At 72.7% G+C, this 15,410-nt stretch carries 16 protein-coding genes; 8 read left to right on the top strand and 8 right to left on the bottom strand.

What is annotated here, in order from left to right:
* Positions 1-83: 83 nt before the first annotated feature.
* From ACFY93_RS21745 to ACFY93_RS21735, 3 genes are all read right to left on the bottom strand, one after another.
* Positions 84-2,669, bottom strand: a complete 2,586-nt coding sequence (locus ACFY93_RS21745; RefSeq protein ID WP_391361455.1) for a bifunctional FO biosynthesis protein CofGH — start codon at positions 2,667-2,669, stop codon at positions 84-86.
* A gap of 95 nt (positions 2,670-2,764) precedes the next feature.
* The gene (locus tag ACFY93_RS21740; RefSeq protein WP_391361583.1) at positions 2,765-3,610 is read right to left on the bottom strand and encodes a TIGR03619 family F420-dependent LLM class oxidoreductase; all 846 of its coding nucleotides are present in this window, start codon (positions 3,608-3,610) and stop codon (positions 2,765-2,767) included.
* Between the two features lie 237 nt (positions 3,611-3,847).
* The gene (locus tag ACFY93_RS21735) at positions 3,848-4,300 is read right to left on the bottom strand and encodes a GNAT family N-acetyltransferase (protein ID WP_391361453.1); all 453 of its coding nucleotides are present in this window, start codon (positions 4,298-4,300) and stop codon (positions 3,848-3,850) included.
* A 201-nt stretch (positions 4,301-4,501) separates the two neighbouring features.
* Here ACFY93_RS21735 and ACFY93_RS21730 point away from each other — a divergent pair, with 201 nt between their 5' ends.
* From ACFY93_RS21730 to ACFY93_RS21720, 3 genes are all read left to right on the top strand, one after another.
* A complete protein-coding gene (locus ACFY93_RS21730; protein ID WP_391361451.1) occupies positions 4,502-7,450 on the top strand; it encodes a BTAD domain-containing putative transcriptional regulator in 2,949 nt (982 codons plus the stop codon).
* 214 nt (positions 7,451-7,664) lie between these two features.
* The gene (locus ACFY93_RS21725; RefSeq protein ID WP_391361448.1) at positions 7,665-7,877 is read left to right on the top strand and encodes a hypothetical protein; all 213 of its coding nucleotides are present in this window, start codon (positions 7,665-7,667) and stop codon (positions 7,875-7,877) included.
* Positions 7,878-8,005: 128 nt separating this feature from the next.
* The gene (locus ACFY93_RS21720) at positions 8,006-8,152 is read left to right on the top strand and encodes a hypothetical protein (RefSeq protein WP_391361446.1); all 147 of its coding nucleotides are present in this window, start codon (positions 8,006-8,008) and stop codon (positions 8,150-8,152) included.
* Positions 8,153-8,256: 104 nt separating this feature from the next.
* On the opposite strand, the gene ACFY93_RS21715 is transcribed toward ACFY93_RS21720, so the two are convergent.
* From ACFY93_RS21715 to ACFY93_RS21700, 4 genes are read right to left on the bottom strand one after another with little or no spacing between them, the layout of a single operon-like run.
* Positions 8,257-8,631: a PIN domain-containing protein gene (locus tag ACFY93_RS21715; protein WP_391361443.1), complete on the bottom strand. Its 375-nt coding sequence runs from the start codon at positions 8,629-8,631 to the stop codon at positions 8,257-8,259.
* The gene (locus tag ACFY93_RS21710) at positions 8,631-8,873 is read right to left on the bottom strand and encodes a type II toxin-antitoxin system prevent-host-death family antitoxin (RefSeq protein WP_391361581.1); all 243 of its coding nucleotides are present in this window, start codon (positions 8,871-8,873) and stop codon (positions 8,631-8,633) included. The genes ACFY93_RS21715 and ACFY93_RS21710 overlap by 1 nt, the downstream gene beginning before the upstream one ends.
* Before the next feature lie 27 nt (positions 8,874-8,900).
* Entirely contained in the window at positions 8,901-9,200 is a 300-nt protein-coding gene (locus tag ACFY93_RS21705) for a hypothetical protein (protein ID WP_391361441.1), read from the bottom strand.
* The gene (locus tag ACFY93_RS21700; protein ID WP_391361579.1) at positions 9,197-9,523 is read right to left on the bottom strand and encodes an ATP-binding protein; all 327 of its coding nucleotides are present in this window, start codon (positions 9,521-9,523) and stop codon (positions 9,197-9,199) included. Before ACFY93_RS21700 ends, ACFY93_RS21705 begins: the two co-directional genes overlap by 4 nt.
* 228 nt (positions 9,524-9,751) lie before the next feature.
* Between ACFY93_RS21700 and ACFY93_RS21695 the strand changes: the two genes are divergently transcribed.
* The 5 genes from ACFY93_RS21695 to ACFY93_RS21675 all read left to right on the top strand — a co-directional run bounded on the left by ACFY93_RS21695 (position 9,752) and on the right by ACFY93_RS21675 (position 12,847).
* Positions 9,752-10,606, top strand: a complete 855-nt coding sequence (locus ACFY93_RS21695) for a Scr1 family TA system antitoxin-like transcriptional regulator (RefSeq protein ID WP_391361438.1) — start codon at positions 9,752-9,754, stop codon at positions 10,604-10,606.
* Entirely contained in the window at positions 10,587-10,865 is a 279-nt protein-coding gene (locus tag ACFY93_RS21690; RefSeq protein WP_391361436.1) for a DUF397 domain-containing protein, read from the top strand. The genes ACFY93_RS21695 and ACFY93_RS21690 overlap by 20 nt, the downstream gene beginning before the upstream one ends.
* A 112-nt stretch (positions 10,866-10,977) precedes the next feature.
* Positions 10,978-11,298 carry a type II toxin-antitoxin system prevent-host-death family antitoxin gene (locus tag ACFY93_RS21685; RefSeq protein WP_391361433.1) on the top strand — a complete coding sequence of 107 codons (321 nt, stop codon included), beginning with the start codon at positions 10,978-10,980 and terminating at the stop codon, positions 11,296-11,298.
* Positions 11,298-11,711: a PIN domain-containing protein gene (locus tag ACFY93_RS21680; protein ID WP_391361430.1), complete on the top strand. Its 414-nt coding sequence runs from the start codon at positions 11,298-11,300 to the stop codon at positions 11,709-11,711. The genes ACFY93_RS21685 and ACFY93_RS21680 overlap by 1 nt, the downstream gene beginning before the upstream one ends.
* A 137-nt stretch (positions 11,712-11,848) precedes the next feature.
* Positions 11,849-12,847 carry a hypothetical protein gene (locus ACFY93_RS21675; protein WP_391361427.1) on the top strand — a complete coding sequence of 333 codons (999 nt, stop codon included), beginning with the start codon at positions 11,849-11,851 and terminating at the stop codon, positions 12,845-12,847.
* Positions 12,848-12,881: 34 nt separating this feature from the next.
* Here ACFY93_RS21675 and ACFY93_RS21670 read toward each other — a convergent pair whose 3' ends face one another.
* Positions 12,882-15,242, bottom strand: coding sequence for a PQQ-binding-like beta-propeller repeat protein (locus ACFY93_RS21670; protein ID WP_391361424.1), 2,361 nt, complete (start codon positions 15,240-15,242; stop codon positions 12,882-12,884).
* Positions 15,243-15,410: the final 168 nt, after the last annotated feature.

The raw sequence follows: 15,410 nt of genomic DNA, 5'->3' as shown, positions 1-15,410 counted from the left end.
GTCAGCACTGTAATCGAACAGGAACGGTCGGTAGAGGGTGCGGGATCCGTGCGCGTGCGGGAGCCGTGCGTGCGGGATCCGTCTCAGTCGAGCACCGGCAGCAGTTCCGGCAGGTGGCCGTCCGAGGCCGCCGCCGCTCGGCGGCGTTCCTCCGGGACCTCGCCGTAGAGGGTGGTGCGGGGTCTGGCGGGGCGGCCGGCGGCTTCGGCGACCGCGATCAGGTCCTCGACGGACTTGTAGGAGCCGTACGACGAGCCCGCCATGCGGGAGATGGTCTCCTCCATCAGGGTGCCGCCGAGGTCGTTGGCGCCGGAGCGGAGCATCTCCGCCGCGCCCTCCGCGCCCAGCTTCACCCAGCTGGTCTGGATGTTGGGGATGTGCGGGTGGAGGAGGAGGCGGGCCATGGCGACGACCGCGCGGTTGTCGCGGGTGGTGGGGCCGGGGCGGGCGATGCCGGCCAGGTAGACGGGGGCGTTGGTGTGGATGAACGGGAGGGTGACGAACTCGGTGAAGCCGCCGGTGCGCTGCTGGATGCCGGCCAGCGTCCGGAAGTGGCCGAGCCAGTGGCGGGGCTGGTCGACGTGGCCGTACATCATCGTGGACGAGGAGCGGATGCCCAGTTCGTGGGCGGTCTCGACGACCTCGATCCAGGTGGCCGTGGGCAGTTTTCCCTTGGTCAGGACCCAGCGGACCTCGTCGTCGAGGATCTCGGCGGCCGTGCCGGGGATCGAGTCGAGGCCCGCCTCCTTGGCTGCGGTCAGCCACTCGCGGACCGACATCCCGGTGCGCGTCGCGCCGTTGACGACCTCCATCGGGGAGAAGGCGTGCACGTGCATGCCGGGGACGCGGGCCTTGACCGCCCTCGCGATGTCGAAGTACGCCGTGCCGGGCAGGTCCGGGTGGATGCCGCCCTGCATGCAGACCTCGACCGCGCCGACGTCCCACGCCTGCTGGGCCCGGTCGGCGACCTGGTCCAGGGAGAGCGTGTACGCGTCGGCGTCGGTGCGGCGCTGGGCGAAGGCGCAGAAACGGCAGCCGGTGTAGCAGACGTTCGTGAAGTTGATGTTCCGCGTGACGATGTAGGTGACGTCGTCGCCGACCGCCGACTTGCGCACGTCGTCGGCGACGCGGCACAGGGCGTCCAGCGCCGGGCCGTCCGCGTGCAGCAGGGCCAGGGCCTCGTCGTCGGTGAGCCGGGCCGGGTCGTCGGCGGCGGTCGTCAGCGCCGCCCGTACGTCCGTGTCGATGCGGGACGGCACCATGCCGGGTGCCGCCGCCTCGCGCAGCGCCTCCCAGTCGCCGTAGACGTGGTCGAAGTCCTCGCGGCGGTCGCCGGTGCGGCCCTCGGTGTCGATCGACGCGTGCAGGTCCGTACGCCCCGAGGACGTGAACGCCTCGTCCGGTTCCTGCCAGGGGTGCCCCTCGACGACGGCGTCCTCGCGGGCGAGACCCGTGCGCGGGTCGGCCAGCGCGGTGACGTGCGGGAGCAGCCGCGGGTCCAGCCAGGGCTCGCCGCGCCGCACGAACTCCGGGTACACGCAGAGCCGTTCGCGCAGCTCGAAGCCGGCCGCGGCGGACTCCTGGGCCAGCTGCTCGATCCTCGGCCAGGGCCGCTCCGGGTTCACGTGGTCGATGGTGAGCGGGGAGACGCCGCCCCAGTCGTCGACGCCGGCCCCGATGAGCCGCCCGTACTCGCTGTCGACCAGGTTCGGCGGGGCCTGGAGGCAGGCGCTGGGGCCCATGATGTGCCGGGCCACGGCGACCGTGGCGACCAGTTCGTCCAGCTCGGCGTCCGGCATCCCGCGCATCGCCGTGTCCGGCTTGGCGCGGAAGTTCTGGATGATCAGCTCCTGGATGCCGTGGTAGGCCCGCGACACCTTGCGGAGGGCGAAGAGGGACTCGGCGCGCTCCTCGTACGTCTCGCCGATGCCGATGAGGAGGCCGGAGGTGAAGGGCACGGAGGAGCGGCCGGCGTCCTCCAGCACACGCAGCCGTACGGCGGGCTCCTTGTCGGGGGAGCCGTGATGGGGGCCGCCGGGCTCGGACCACAGGCGGGTGGCGGTGGTCTCCAGCATCATGCCCATCGAGGGCGCGACCGGCTTGAGGCGCTGGAAGTCCGTCCAGGTCATCACACCGGGGTTGAGGTGCGGGAGGAGTCCGGTCTCCTCCAGGATGCGGATCGAGATGGCCCGTACGTAGGCGATCGTGTCGTCGTAGCCGTGCGCGTCCAGCCACTCACGGGCCTCGGGCCAGCGGTCCTCCGGCTTGTCGCCGAGGGTGATCAGCGCTTCCTTGCAGCCGAGCGCGGCGCCCTTGCGGGCGATGTCCAGCACCTCGTCGGGGGACATGAACATCCCGTGCCCGGCCCGGCGCAGCTTGCCGGGGACGGTGACGAACGTGCAGTAGTGGCAGGTGTCGCGGCACAGCCGCGTGAGCGGCACGAAGACGCTCTTGCTGTACGTGATGACGCCGGCGCGGCCCGCCGCCTCCAGCCCGGCGTCACGGACCCGGGCGGCGGACGCGGCGAGGTCGTCGAGGTCCTCGCCGCGCGCCTGGAGCAGCACCGCCGCCTCGGTGACGTCGAGGGCGACGCCGTCCCTCGCCCGTCTCAGCGCGCGCCGCGTGGAGTTCGCCGTCGGCCCGGTTCCGGAGGTCGCGGAAGTCGTCATCCTTCGAGCATACGTTTGCGGTGATCAGGCAAAACGCGGGACGTACCGGCCACCCGGCTGGTCACCGCCCCCCGGACTCCCGCCGACGGCGCCCGCTACACGTACCGCCCGTACGCGTCGAGCGCCCGCAGCACCTCGGACTCCCCGCCCGGCGGCAGCTGGAGCACGACCTCCTCGACACCGAGGTCCGCGTAGTGGGCGAGCTTGCCGGGGCTCGGCACGACGGCGTACGGGACGACCTGGAGCGCGGACGCGTCGCGGCCCGCCTCCGCCCACGCGGTACGCAGGACGGGCAGCGACTCCGTCAGACCGCGCCCGCCGATCGGCAGCCAGCCGTCCGCGTACTCGGCGATGTGCGAGAACAGCTTCGGGCCCGCACCGCCGCCGATCAGCGTGCGGGGGCCGACGACCGGCCCGCGCGGCTTCTGCACCGGCTTGGGATGCGCGTGGCTGGCCCGTACGGACCCGAACTCGCCCTCGTAGGCGGTCGGTTCCTCGCTCCACAGCGCCCGCATCAACGCCATCCGGTCCCGGCCCAGCTCACGCCGGGTCCGCCACTGGACGCCGTGGTCGTCGGCCTCCTCCACGTTCCAGCCGAAGCCGAGACCGAGCGTGAAGCGGCCCCCGGAGAGGTGGTCGAGGGTGGCGACCTGCTTCGCCAGGTCGATCGGGTCGTGCTGGGCGACCAGCGTGATCCCGGTGCCGAGGCCGAGCCGCTCGGTGACCGCGGCGGCCTGGCCGAGGGCGACGAAGGGGTCCAGCGTCCGGCCGTACTCCGGGGGCAGCTCACCGCCCGCCGGGTACGGGGTCGTCCGTTCGACGGGGATGTGGGTGTGCTCGGGCAGGTACAGCCCGGCGAATCCGCGCTGCTCCAGCTCGCGGGCGAGCCGCGTCGGGGCGATCGTCCCGTCGGTGAGGAAGATCGTGGTGGCGATCCGCATGAGCCGCCTCTCGGTGGGGGTGGTGGTCCCGCTGCCTGCCGGGACCACCACCTTCCTACCGGGAAGAGCCCGCGGAGTCCATACCGACCGGTCGGACAGTCGCGCGCGAGGGGACCCGGGCGACCCGGGTGACCCGGGTGAACCGGGTGACCCGGGTGAACCGGGTGACCCGGGTGACCCGGGAAGCACCGCCGGGCGGGCCGGCCACCCGCGTCTCACTCGCCCGGCATCCGCGCCTCACTCGCCCCGCGTCCGCCGCAGCTCGATCCAGTACACGTCGTCCCCCGGCAGCAGATACCGCTCGAACTCGGCGTACCCGTGCTTCTCGGCGAACCGGAGCCCGTCCTCGTTGGCCGCCCAGGCGACCGTCTCGACGGTCCGGGCGCCCAGTTCGCGCGCCCGTTCCAGTCCGCGCTCGTGGATCGCGGCGCCGAAGCCCCGGCCCCGGTGGCCGGGGAGAACCCGGGCGATCACGGTGGCCGTGGCCGTCTCGTCGTCCTGGGGCGGCCGCACGGTCGAGCAGCCCACGAGGACACCGTCCGCGTACGCCACCTCCAGGTGGTTGCGCCCGACGCGCTCGCGTACGTCGTCGAGGGACAGGACGTGGGTCGGGATGATGGTGTTGTGGACGTACTGCCAGTCCCTGAGGGCGTCTTCGCCCTCCACGGCCTCGATACGAAGATCAGACATGACCTCAGACAACGCGTGTTCGGCACCCGAGGTCAAGCCCGAATCGGCGGGCCCGTCCTGCGGTGACCGTGTGAGGACCTTGTGAGACGTTGCGGAGAGTCGGGGCGACTGCCTGTGATCGGCGTCTCCCACGGCTGACGCATCCGCCATGAACAAGGCAAACTGGGCTCGTTGCACTGACGGTTCGGCAGGGGGACAGCGATGGACGGTGTACCGCGAGTACCGGAGCAGCAGGGCCCCGAGGAATCGGTGGCTCTGCGCTTCAGTGTGCTCGGCCCGGTGCGCGCCTGGCGTGGGGCGGAGCCTCTTCCCACCGGGTCCCCGCAGCAACGCGCTCTGCTGGCGGCGCTGTTGCTGCGCGAGGGCCGCACCGCCACGGCCGGTGAGCTGATCGACGCCCTGTGGGGCGCCGAACCTCCCTCGCAGGCGCTGGCGGCGGTCCGCACGTACGCGTCCCGGCTGCGGAAGGTGCTCAACCCCGGTGTCCTGATCAGCGAGTCCGGCGGCTACGCGATCCGTACGCCGGGCGAGGGAGCCCTCGACCTCGCCCTCGCGCAGGAGCTGGCGGCGGACGCCGAGAAGGCGAAGAGCAGCGGGGACCTGGCGCACGCGCGCGCCCTGCTCCGCAAGGCGCTGAGCCTGTGGGCCGGGGAACCGCTGGCCGGCATCCCCGGCCCCTACGCCGACACACAGCGCACCCGGCTCGACGAGTGGCGGCTGCAACTCCTGGAATCGCGCCTGGAGATGGACCTGGAGCAGGGCTGCCACGCGGAGGCCGTCTCCGAGCTGACCGCGCTCACCGCGGCGCACCCCCTGCGGGAGCGTCTGCGCGAGCTGCTGATGCTCGCCCTCTACCGGTCCGGCCGTCAGGCGGAAGCACTGGCCGTGTTCGCGGACACGCGGCGGCTGCTCGCCGACGAGCTCGGCGTCGACCCGCGCCCCGGCCTCCAGGAGCTCCAGCAGCGGATCCTCCAGGCCGACCCGGGGCTGGCCGAACCGTCCGCCCCGGCCGACGAGCCCGCCGCCACGCCCTTGCGCCCCGCGCAACTCCCCGCGACCGTCAGCGACTTCACCGGTCGCGGCGCCTTCGTGCAGGAGCTGAGCGAGGTGCTGGCCGCCGCCTCCTCCGACGAGGGCCGGGTCATGGCCGTCTCCGCGCTCGCCGGCATCGGCGGCGTCGGCAAGACGACCCTCGCCGTGCACGTCGCCCACCAGGCGCGCGGCGCATTCCCCGACGGGCAGCTGTACGTCGACCTCCAGGGCGCGGGCTCGCGGGCCGCCGAGCCGGAGACGGTGCTCGGCGCCTTCCTCCGCGCCCTCGGCACGGCGGACTCCGCGATCCCCGACTCCCTGGAGGAGCGGGCCGCGCTGTACCGCTCCACCCTGGACGGGCGCCGCGTCCTGGTCCTCCTGGACAACGCCCGTGACGCCGCGCAGGTGCGGCCGCTGCTCCCCGGCATGGAGGGGTGCGCGGCGCTGGTCACCTCGCGGGTACGGATGGTGGACCTGGCCGGGGCGCACCTCGTCGACCTGGACGTGATGTCCCCCGAGGAGGCCCTCCAGCTCTTCACGAGGATCGTCGGTGAGGAACGCGTCGCCTCCGAGCGCAAGGCGGCCCTCGACGTCGTCGCCGCGTGCGGCTTCCTCCCCCTCGCCATCCGCATCGCGGCGTCCCGCCTCGCGGCGCGGCGCACCTGGACGGTCTCCGTGCTCGCCGCGAAGCTCGCCGACGAGCGCCGCCGCCTCGACGAACTCCAGGCGGGCGACCTCGCCGTCAAGGCCACGTTCGAGCTCGGCTACGGCCAGCTGGAGCCGGCCCAGGCCCGCGCCTTCCGCCTCCTCGGCCTGGCCGACGGCCCGGACATGTCCCTGGCCGCGGCGGCCGCCGTACTGGACCTGCCGCCCGACGACACCGAGGACCTCCTGGAGTCCCTGGTCGACACGTCCCTCCTCGAATCCGCCGCCCCGGGCCGCTACCGCTACCACGACCTGGTCCGCCTCTACGCGCGTGCATGCGCGGAACGCGACGAACAACCGCCCACCGAACGCGACGCGGCGATGTCCCGCCTGCTGGATTTCTACCTGGCCACGGCGGCGGGGGTGTACGCGACAGAGCGTCCTGGCGACCGCCTGGTGGACCACCTGGAACCGACCGAGTACGCGGGCCTGCGCTTCACCGAGGGGGCGGCGGCCCTGGACTGGCTGTACAACGAGGCCGCGCCGCTGCTGGCATGTGTGCGCCAGTCCGCCGACACGGGCCGGCTGCGCCGCGCGGTCGACCTTCTCTGGGCGGCGAAGGACCTCACCGAGTCCGGCGCCAACTCCCACCAGTACGAGACGACCGCACGGGCGATGTGCGACGCCGCACGGGCCTCCGGCGACGTCCACGCCGAGGGCAGGGCCCGCACGACGCTCACCGATGTCCTCCTGGTCTCCGGCCGCATCGCCCAGGCGGAGGAGGAGGCGAGGCTTGCGATGAAACTGGCGGAGACTGCGGGAGACGACACCGCCACCAGCTGGGTCGCCAACAACCGAGGCCTCATCTGCCTCCACCAGGGACGGTACGCGGACAGCAAGCCCTTCTTCGACCAGGCCATCGAGGGTCTGCGTGCCGCGGGCAACCGCCCCTTCGAGGCGACCACCCTGTGCAATCTCTCCCGCGCCTACCTGGGGATGGGCAACGTCACGAAGGCGGTCGAGTTCGCCCAGCGGGGCGCCGCCGCACACGCGGAGTTCGGCCGGACGGTACGGCTCGCCAACGGTCACTTCGCGGTGGGCGTGGCTCTGACCAGTGCCGGTCGCCATTCCGAGGCCCTGGAACAGTTCTCCGATGCCCAGCGCATCTTCAGCGACCACAGGCAACGGCTCTGGGAGGGAGTGACCAACTTCCGGATCGCGGAGGTCCACCTGGCGGCCCATCGCCCCGGACAAGCCGCGCAACACGCCGAGCAAGCTCTGGCGCTGGGCTGCATCGGTGGTGATCGAATGCGAGGCAACGTCCTTACGCTTCTGGGGCAGGCCCTCGCCGTGCTCAGCCAGGCGGACCGGGCCAGGGCCTGCTGGCGCGACGCACTCGGCCTCTACGAGCAGAGCGGCTCCGTCGAGGCGGACAAGGTACGCGCACTGCTCGCACCCGCCACGGCAGCCTGAACGACTCTCTGCCGCCAAGCGGCCGCGGACGTTCAGCATTCGTTTATCTCGACACGGCACTCTCTTACCTGTCACACCGTCGCGTCGGGGGGCAGGCGGTCTGACCAGGAGCCCGACCGGTTACTGTGCGGCTCCGAACGCCCGTCCAGCGGCCCTCGGGGGAGCTTCTGGGCGGGCGTTCCTCACTCGTCACGCAATCAGAGGAGATCGAGCCATGAGCAGCGAGAAGCAGCACCCCGAGGCCACGGCGCAGGACAACGCCATGCCCACCCCGCCGACCACGGACGAGGTCACCACCCTGGACAACGCCATGCCCGCGCCACCCGCGCTGGACAACGCCATGCCCGGTGAGCCCGCCAAGGACACCATCAAGACCATGGACAACGCCATGCCCGCCCCGCCGGCGCTGGACCTCGGCGGCAAGTAGACCCGCATCCCGACGGGGATCGGCCGCGGCGGCGCGGAGGGGGAGCCGCCGCGGCCGAGGCCTGTCCGATGCGTCTACCGGTGTCACGCATTGCCGTTCGGAAGTCCCCTCCCCCGACAGGAGCCGTAATGACCCGAGCCAAGAAGATCCTCGCCACGCTGGCCCTCGTACTCGGCGCCGCCACCGCCGCGACGACCCCGGCCCTGGCGGACAACAGCATGCCCACCAGCCCCCAGGGCAGCGTCACCACCCCTGCGGACACCAACACTGTCTGACGCGGCACCTCACGACGGGGCCGAGCCGACCGCTCGGTCCCGTCGCCGTGCCCGGCAGCGCGAGCGACGCGACGCCCGAGGCGCGCCGATCACGGCAGCCCACCTCACACGGGCATGACGGGCACGTCGTACGCCGGGATCCACTTGTCCCTCGTCAGCAACGTCATGCCCTCGGTCTGGGCCTGCGCGATCAGTATCCGGTCGAAGGGATCCCGATGGTGTCCGGGCAGGCGCCCCGCCCGGACACCGTGCCCGGCCGTGACGGGCAGACCGGTGAACTGGCTGTCCCGCACCCGTTCGGCCAGGTCCTCGGGACCGGCGAGCTTTCCCAGGGACTGCTTGATGGCGATCTCCCACGCGGACACCGCGCTCACATGGACACCGGGCTCGGTGTCGAGGAGGTCCTTCACCTCACCGGACAGCTCCGGGGAGTCGTCGAGCCACCACAGGACCACATGGGTATCCAGCAAGAGCCTCATCAGCGCATCCCGAAGGCGTCGGCGATGTCGTCGGGCAGCTCGTCGAAGTCGTCCGGGATGTGAATCCGCCCCCGCAGCGACCCACGTCCGGTCCGCTTCACCTTGGGCCGCAGTGGCACCACCTTGGCGACCGGCTCGCCCGCCTTGCTGATCACGACTTCCTCGCCCGTCGCAACCTGCTCCAGGATGCGGGAGAAGTGCGTTTTGGCCTCATGAACGTTGTACTGCCGAGCTGCTTCCATCACGACCTCACGGTGCTGAGTGTTTTCTCAGAGTGGACTAAGCACTGGACTAAGTTTAGCCGAACCGCACGGTTCGTGGCTCTGGACACTGCGGGGCGGTTCCGGGGGTGGGGCGGGCAGGTAGGGGCGAGTGAGCGGTACGTGGGTGACGTCGACCCGGAAGTTCGCGGCGGCCTCGCGGGCGTACGGGCTGCGGGGGCGGGGCGGCGGTCCCGGTGGCGGGGCGAGCCGGTGCGGGCGGGGCGCCCGGTGCCGGGGGCGGGCGGCGCGGCGGCGGCCGGTGCCGGGCAGCGCGGCCGTGAGCAGCAGCGTGAGCAGGCGCCTCACGCCTCACCCACCTCGCACCAGACGGTCTTCGAGGCGCTCCCCTGCACCACACCCCACCGCAGCGTCACCGCGTCCAGGAGCATCAGGCCCCGCCCGGACTCGTCGTCGGGGGCGGCGTCCAGAAGGACGGGCAGGACGCGGGGGTCGGGGTCCGTGACCTCGACCCGGGTCCGGCCGTCCGCACCCCGCTCCACCCGTACGCGAACGGGGGTCCCGTCGCCGACGTGCCGGATGACGTTGCCGACCAACCCACTTACGCAGAGCCGCACTTCCGGGCACGGCTCACCGAGGTGCGCCCGTACGGCATCCCGCAGCTCGGCCACGGCTTCCGGGACGGCCAGCACCTCGACGTCCAGGGGGCGGGCGGCGAGGGGTGGGGGGGATCGCTGGGGGCATGAGGGGCGCCTTTCGTCCACGCACCTCACGTTCGGGTGCGCTCCGTGTCGAATCAGTCACAGAGTGGCGCCGGTCGGCCTACCGTAGAAGGGGTTCGGGCTCCCGGCCCCGGACTGTGGAACTGGCCCCGGCACGTGTGGAATCGGCGGTACGCGATGGTGCGGCGCAAGGACATCGACGGCTCGGAGAGCGTCCCCTGCTTCTACGGCAAGGAGCTCCGCTGGAAGCGGGAGGAGGCGGGGCTGACGCTGCTGCAGCTCGTCGAGGGCAGCTTCTACGGACAGAGCCACCTCAGCGAGATCGAGCGCGGCGAGCGCCGGATGCCGCGCGACCTCGCGGAACACGTGGACCGGGTGCTGAAGACCGACGGCTTCTTCGGACGCCGCTGCGAGGAGGTCCGCAAGGCCCGACGGGCCGGGCACGCCTGGTACTTCGAGAAGGTGCTGGAGGCGGAGAAGCACGCCGAGGTCATCGAGGAGTGGTGCCCGACCCTCATCCCCGGGCTGCTGCAGACCGGGGCGTACGCGGAAGCCGTCGTCCGGGCCACGCACCCCCTCGAACCGCAGGAGAAGACCGACGCCAAGGTGACCGCCCGCCTCGCACGGGCCCACCTCTTCGACGAGGACCACACGAAGCCCGAGTACTGGGTGATCCTGCACGAGTCGCTGCTACGTCACCCGATCCTCTCGCCGGAGGCGATGGCCGAACAGCTCGGCCACATCGCCGCGCTGGCCCGGCGGCACCGGATCACTCCACAGGTGCTTCCGTGGAATTGCGGGGCGCATCCCTTCATGCTCGGCACCGCGATGGTCATGACCCTCACTGACGCGCCGCCACTGGTATACACGGAGTCCCTGCACACCGGTGACACCATCGACGATCCGGCCCTCGTGAAGGACTACCGAAGGTCGTACGATCGGCTCAGGGCCGCCGCTCTGCCGCCGGAGGCGTCCCTCGCCATGATCGAGGAAGCGGCTGAGGACTATCGAAATGGCAAGCAGCGCCTTTGACTTGACCTCCGCCCACTGGCGGAAGAGCAGCTACAGCAACGGCAGTGGCGGCAACTGCGTCGAGGTAGCCGCCGACTTCCCCGGCGCCGCCCTCTGGCGCAAGAGCAGCCACAGCAACGGCGACGGCGGCGACTGCGTCGAGGTCGCCGCCGGTCTCCCCGGCGTCGTGCCCGTCCGGGACTCCAAGGTGCCCGGTGGGCCCGTGCTGGTGGTGCGGGCTGACGCCTGGGCCGTGTTCGTCGCGGACGTGAGGCGTTGACCCGTCGCCCCGCTCCGCTTCGCGGTTCTCTCACCGGCTGACGCTGGCGCACGGAAGAGCCAGATGTCGCATGCGTTGAACCCATGTCGCACATGCGTCTAACATGTGCGACATGGAGAGTGACGAGCGCGAGGTCAAGATCACTGTGCGTGATCTGCAACGCAACGCCGCCGCAGTCATCAAGCGGCTTGAGCACGGTGAGACGATCACCGTCACCCGTCATGGACGAACCGTCGCCCGGATAGTCCCCCCGGACCCCGCCGAGGAAGCGATCAATCAGGCCGTCGCCGACGGCCTGATCGACCTCACGGAGCTTTCCCGAGCCCGTACCGCAGCCCAGACCGCGCGCATCAAGACGACACCGCCGGCCCCTGGGGAGAGTTCGCCGAGCCAGGCACTGGCCGAACTGCGAGACGAGGACGCGGACCGCTGATGCGCTTCATCTACCTGGACACTTCCGCCGCTCTCAAGCTCTTCAAGCCCGAGCAGGAGACGGCGGCCCTCAAGGCATGGCTGTCGACCGAAGGTTCGGCCACGGTGCTGACCTGCGATCTCACCCGTACCGAGGTCCGACGAGCCCTGCATGCGAGCGGCGCGACCCCGGAGACTTTCGCGGAGGCCGAGGACTGGCTGGACGAAAGCGCGCTCATCCGTACTCCGGCGACGCTCTTCGACCGCGCCGGGCAATTGTGCCCCGGTACGCGTCTGCGCTCCCTCGACGCGCTTCACCTCGCCGCCGCGAGGGGGCTGGGGCAGGCTCTCATCGCCTTCGTGGCCTACGACAAACGGCTCGTCGAGTCCGCGCAGACGCTGGGCATACCCGCGAAGAGCCCCGGTTCTCCCTGACGCCCGCGCGCCGAGCCGTTCCGGGTCACGTCCGTGGAGTCTCGGGGAGAGCGGCCGTGCCACGCGTCGCCTCGTCGCGTGGCAGGGCTCCCCCACCCGGCGTAGCGTCGTGATCGAGAGCTGTGAGGAGGCCACCTATGGTCCGCAAAGTGGTCGCGGCCGTACTTGCGCTCATCGGAGCGGCGGCCGCCGTCTGGAGCCCCTTCCGTGCCTGGTACGACGGCCGTCACGGGCGGTTCTACCGCCTCGGTGAACTCTTCTCGGGCGGCGGAGTCACCAACGCGCGCGCCGAGTTGTTCGCCTCGCTGTTCCTGCCGTTCCTCGTGGCCGCGGCCCTCGCGGTCATCGGCGTCCTGCTGCGGTCGCGGCTGCTGCTCGTGCTGGGTGGACTGATCACCCTCGCCTTCGCCGTCCTGTGGATGATCCGCGTCGGGCAGGCCGAGGGCGGGCTGACCGCCAACGTGAACGGCACCGGTCTGGGCATCGGCACCGCCGCGGCACTCGGCGGTGGCGCGCTGATGCTGATCTCCGCCGCCATGATGGGCGCACGCGGGCCCGGGCGGGGACAGCGGCTCGAGGATCGCGAGGACTATCCGCAACGGCAGGCCGAGGCACAGGGAGTACCGGGAGCGCGGGGTTACGAGGGCGAGGGAGGGTACGAGGCCGGGCATACCGCGCCCCTGCCGCCCACCTCGTCCGAGAGCCCGTACGGGCAGCCGCACCCCCGCGAACAGCAGGGGCGGGGGACGGAGCCGGAGCCCGGGGCGGAAGCCTGGCACCGAGGCCGGGGCCGGGAGGACGAGCCGTCCGGGCAGCCCCGGCAGGACGCCTGGGAGCCGCAGGGCGACTGGGAGCGCAACGGATACTCCGGGCCCCCGCTGGACCGGCCGGCCCAGGGCGGCGAGCAGGCAGGCGCTCAGCCCGGGCAGACGCAGCCGCGGGGACCGCGGGCGACCTCGGGCCGGCCGCCCGTTCCGGACCGGCCGGGGCCGGAGGCCCGGCGGCGCCCGCCGGCTCCGCCCGCCCGTGAGCCCGGTCGGCGGCCGTCCGCCCAGGACGAGGACGCATCAGGCCCCGCCTGGCACCGGGAGCCCCAGCCGACGCGCGAGGCCCCGCCCAGGGACGACCAGCGCTGACCGGCCGGCGACGACCGGAGGGAACGCGGCCCGCTCAGTTCGTGCGGGCCGTTCCCGTGCCCTTCTCCGCGTCCAGCGCGTACACGCAGCGGTCCTTGCTGCACGCGTACACCACGCCGTCGGTGACGACGGGCGCCCCGGTGATCTCGCCGCCGGTGGCGAGCTTCCAGCGGAGGCGGCCGTCGTCGGCCTTCAGCGTGTAGAGCAGGTGGTCCGTGGAGCCGAAGTGGATGCGGCCCTCGGCGACCGCGGGCGCGCCCACGATGTCGCCGCCCGCCTGGAAGCGCCACTTCGGGGTGCCGGTGACCGCGTCGAGCGTGTAGAGCCCCTTGCCGCTGCCCACGTGGACGTGGCCCGCGGCGACCAGGACCGGCTCGATCGAGGCGCGGGCCTCCGTGGCGATGCGCCAGCGGTCGCGGCCGTCGGTCGCGTCGAGGGCGTAGACCGTGCCGAGGTAGTCGGCGAGGTAGACGCCGCCGCCGGTGACCGCCGGGCCCGGGACGAAGGCGGGCGGGCACAGGAAGACCGCCGGGGCCTCGAAGTGCCAGCGCACGTGCCCGGTCGCCACGTCCACGGCGAGCACGCGGGTGCCCGCGGAGACGTACACGTGGCCGTCGGGACCCGGGGTCAGGCGGACCGGGACGCCGCCGCAGGACGCCGCGTCGCCGATGGGGTACGACCAGCGCTCCTCGCCGGTGCGGGCCTCCAGGGCGCGCAGCCGGGCGTCCTTCCACACGTACACCGTGCCGTCGTGGACGGCCGGGCCCGCCTCGGCGGACTCGAAGTCGGTCTGCGCGCCGGTGATCTCCCACAGCTTCTGGCCGTTGGCCGCCTCCCACGCCTGGACGCCGCCGCCGCGGGTGCCGGTGACGACGGTGCCCCGGTCAGCCTTGAGGGAGTACACCCAGGCGTCCGTGGACAGCCGCCACAGGTCGCCGCCCTCGCGGGCTTCGAGGGCGAAGAGGGTGGGGCCGTCGGAGGCGTGGATACGGCCGTCGGCGACCGCCATCGACCAGGCGACGTCCCGCGTCTTGAAGCGGCGCCGGCCGGTCGCCACGTCCAGCGCGTGGACCTCGAAGGACGTGACGTAGACCAGGTCGCCGGCGACCGCCGGCGTCCCCCACACGTCGTTCGACATGCGGAACCGCCAGGGCCGCCAGCCGCTCGCGGGCTCCGGGGGCGCGATGGGCGGGGCGACGGCGGGCGCCTGGTCGGCGCCGTTGACGCCCGGCCGGGGCCGGGACCAGGAGGCGGCCAGGCCGGCCTCGGGGGGAGGCGCCTTCACGGCGGCGGCGCGGGCGTCGGCGACGCGCGGGCCGGGGCCGATGGGCACCTGCGCCCCGGCGAGCCGCACCGGGCCGGAGTCGGGCGCGCCGACGACGGCGGGTGCGCGGGAGGGCTGCGGCGGGAACGCGGCCGCGTGTCCTCCGCCGCTGCCGTGCCCGCCGGCGTGACCGTGGCCGTGGCTGCCCGGTCCGGGGGCGGGCTTCGGGGCGGGACGGCCGCCGCGGCGTGTCTCGATCAGGCCGACCGCCCGCTCCGGCAGCCACGCCGACGCCGTACCGCTGTCGTCGGAGCCTGAGCCGAAGAGGTGGGGTGCCAGCTGGGACTGGAGGTCGGCCGGGTTGGGACGGCCGGTCGCCTCCATCTGCATGCACGACTCGATCAGCGGCCGCAGCTCGTCGGGCAGCCCCGTCAGGTCCGGGCCCTCCCGCAGCAGCATGAAGACCGTCTCGACCGGGTTGGCGCCGTGGAAGGGGGCGTGCCCCGTCGCCGCGAAGACCAGCATCGACCCGAGCGAGAAGACGTCGCTCGCGCCGGTCACGCTGCGGGAGTCCTTCGCCTGCTCGGGCGACATGTAGGCGGGCGTGCCGACGGCCACGTTCGTCATGGTCAGCCGGGTGTTGGAGACGCCGGAGGCGATGCCGAAGTCGATGACGCGGGGCCCGTCCTCGACGACGAGGACGTTCGACGGCTTGAGGTCGCGGTGGACGAGACCGGCGCCGTGGATGGACTGCAGGGCCTCGGCGACGCCCGCCGCCAGCCAGCGCACCGCCTGGGCCGGGAGCGGCCCGCACTCGTTCACTATTTCCTCGAGCGAGGGGGCGGGCACGTACGCGGTCGCGAGCCACGGCACGGCCGCGCGCGGGTCGGCGTCGACCACGGCCGCCGTGTAGAAGCCGGACACGGCCCGCGCCGCCTCGACCTCGCGGGTGAAGCGGACCCGGAACAGCTGGTCCTCGGCGAGTTCCGTCCTGACCGTCTTGATCGCGACGCGCCGGCCGGACGCCGAGCGCGCGAGATAGACCAGCCCCATGCCGCCGGCACCCAGCCGCCCCAGCACCTCGAACGGCCCGATCCGCCGCGGATCGTGCTGCGTCAGCTGATCCACCACTTGCCTGCCACCTCCCCGTACGGGCCGCGTCGCCCACGCATGGACGCGGCCACGTGCAGCGTCTCACCACCGCCCCGCCCAGGCGGCACGCACCCTGATTCTTCCTTTCCTTCGCACCGGTGGCTAACCAGGGGCCGGAACGGGGTGTCCTGGGACAAAACAGGTGAT

This window comes from Streptomyces sp. NPDC008313, assembly GCF_042956125.1.
GTDB lineage: Bacteria > Actinomycetota > Actinomycetes > Streptomycetales > Streptomycetaceae > Streptomyces.
The sequence above is the reverse complement of the archived record's forward strand: the minus strand, read 5'-3'. Positions and strand labels throughout refer to the sequence as shown.

What these genes read in the sequence shown, in the direction of transcription:
- ACFY93_RS21745 (WP_391361455.1), bottom strand. Translation starts at nt 2,669, where the DNA reads ATGACGACTTCCGCGACCTCCGGAACCGGGCCGACGGCGAACTCCACG.
- ACFY93_RS21740 (WP_391361583.1), bottom strand. Translation starts at nt 3,610, where the DNA reads ATGCGGATCGCCACCACGATCTTCCTCACCGACGGGACGATCGCCCCG.
- ACFY93_RS21735 (WP_391361453.1), bottom strand. Translation starts at nt 4,300, where the DNA reads ATGTCTGATCTTCGTATCGAGGCCGTGGAGGGCGAAGACGCCCTCAGG.
- ACFY93_RS21730 (WP_391361451.1), top strand. Translation starts at nt 4,502, where the DNA reads ATGGACGGTGTACCGCGAGTACCGGAGCAGCAGGGCCCCGAGGAATCG.
- ACFY93_RS21725 (WP_391361448.1), top strand. Translation starts at nt 7,665, where the DNA reads ATGAGCAGCGAGAAGCAGCACCCCGAGGCCACGGCGCAGGACAACGCC.
- ACFY93_RS21720 (WP_391361446.1), top strand. Translation starts at nt 8,006, where the DNA reads ATGACCCGAGCCAAGAAGATCCTCGCCACGCTGGCCCTCGTACTCGGC.
- ACFY93_RS21715 (WP_391361443.1), bottom strand. Translation starts at nt 8,631, where the DNA reads ATGAGGCTCTTGCTGGATACCCATGTGGTCCTGTGGTGGCTCGACGAC.
- ACFY93_RS21710 (WP_391361581.1), bottom strand. Translation starts at nt 8,873, where the DNA reads ATGGAAGCAGCTCGGCAGTACAACGTTCATGAGGCCAAAACGCACTTC.
- ACFY93_RS21695 (WP_391361438.1), top strand. Translation starts at nt 9,752, where the DNA reads ATGGTGCGGCGCAAGGACATCGACGGCTCGGAGAGCGTCCCCTGCTTC.
- ACFY93_RS21690 (WP_391361436.1), top strand. Translation starts at nt 10,587, where the DNA reads ATGGCAAGCAGCGCCTTTGACTTGACCTCCGCCCACTGGCGGAAGAGC.
- ACFY93_RS21685 (WP_391361433.1), top strand. Translation starts at nt 10,978, where the DNA reads ATGGAGAGTGACGAGCGCGAGGTCAAGATCACTGTGCGTGATCTGCAA.
- ACFY93_RS21680 (WP_391361430.1), top strand. Translation starts at nt 11,298, where the DNA reads ATGCGCTTCATCTACCTGGACACTTCCGCCGCTCTCAAGCTCTTCAAG.
- ACFY93_RS21675 (WP_391361427.1), top strand. Translation starts at nt 11,849, where the DNA reads ATGGTCCGCAAAGTGGTCGCGGCCGTACTTGCGCTCATCGGAGCGGCG.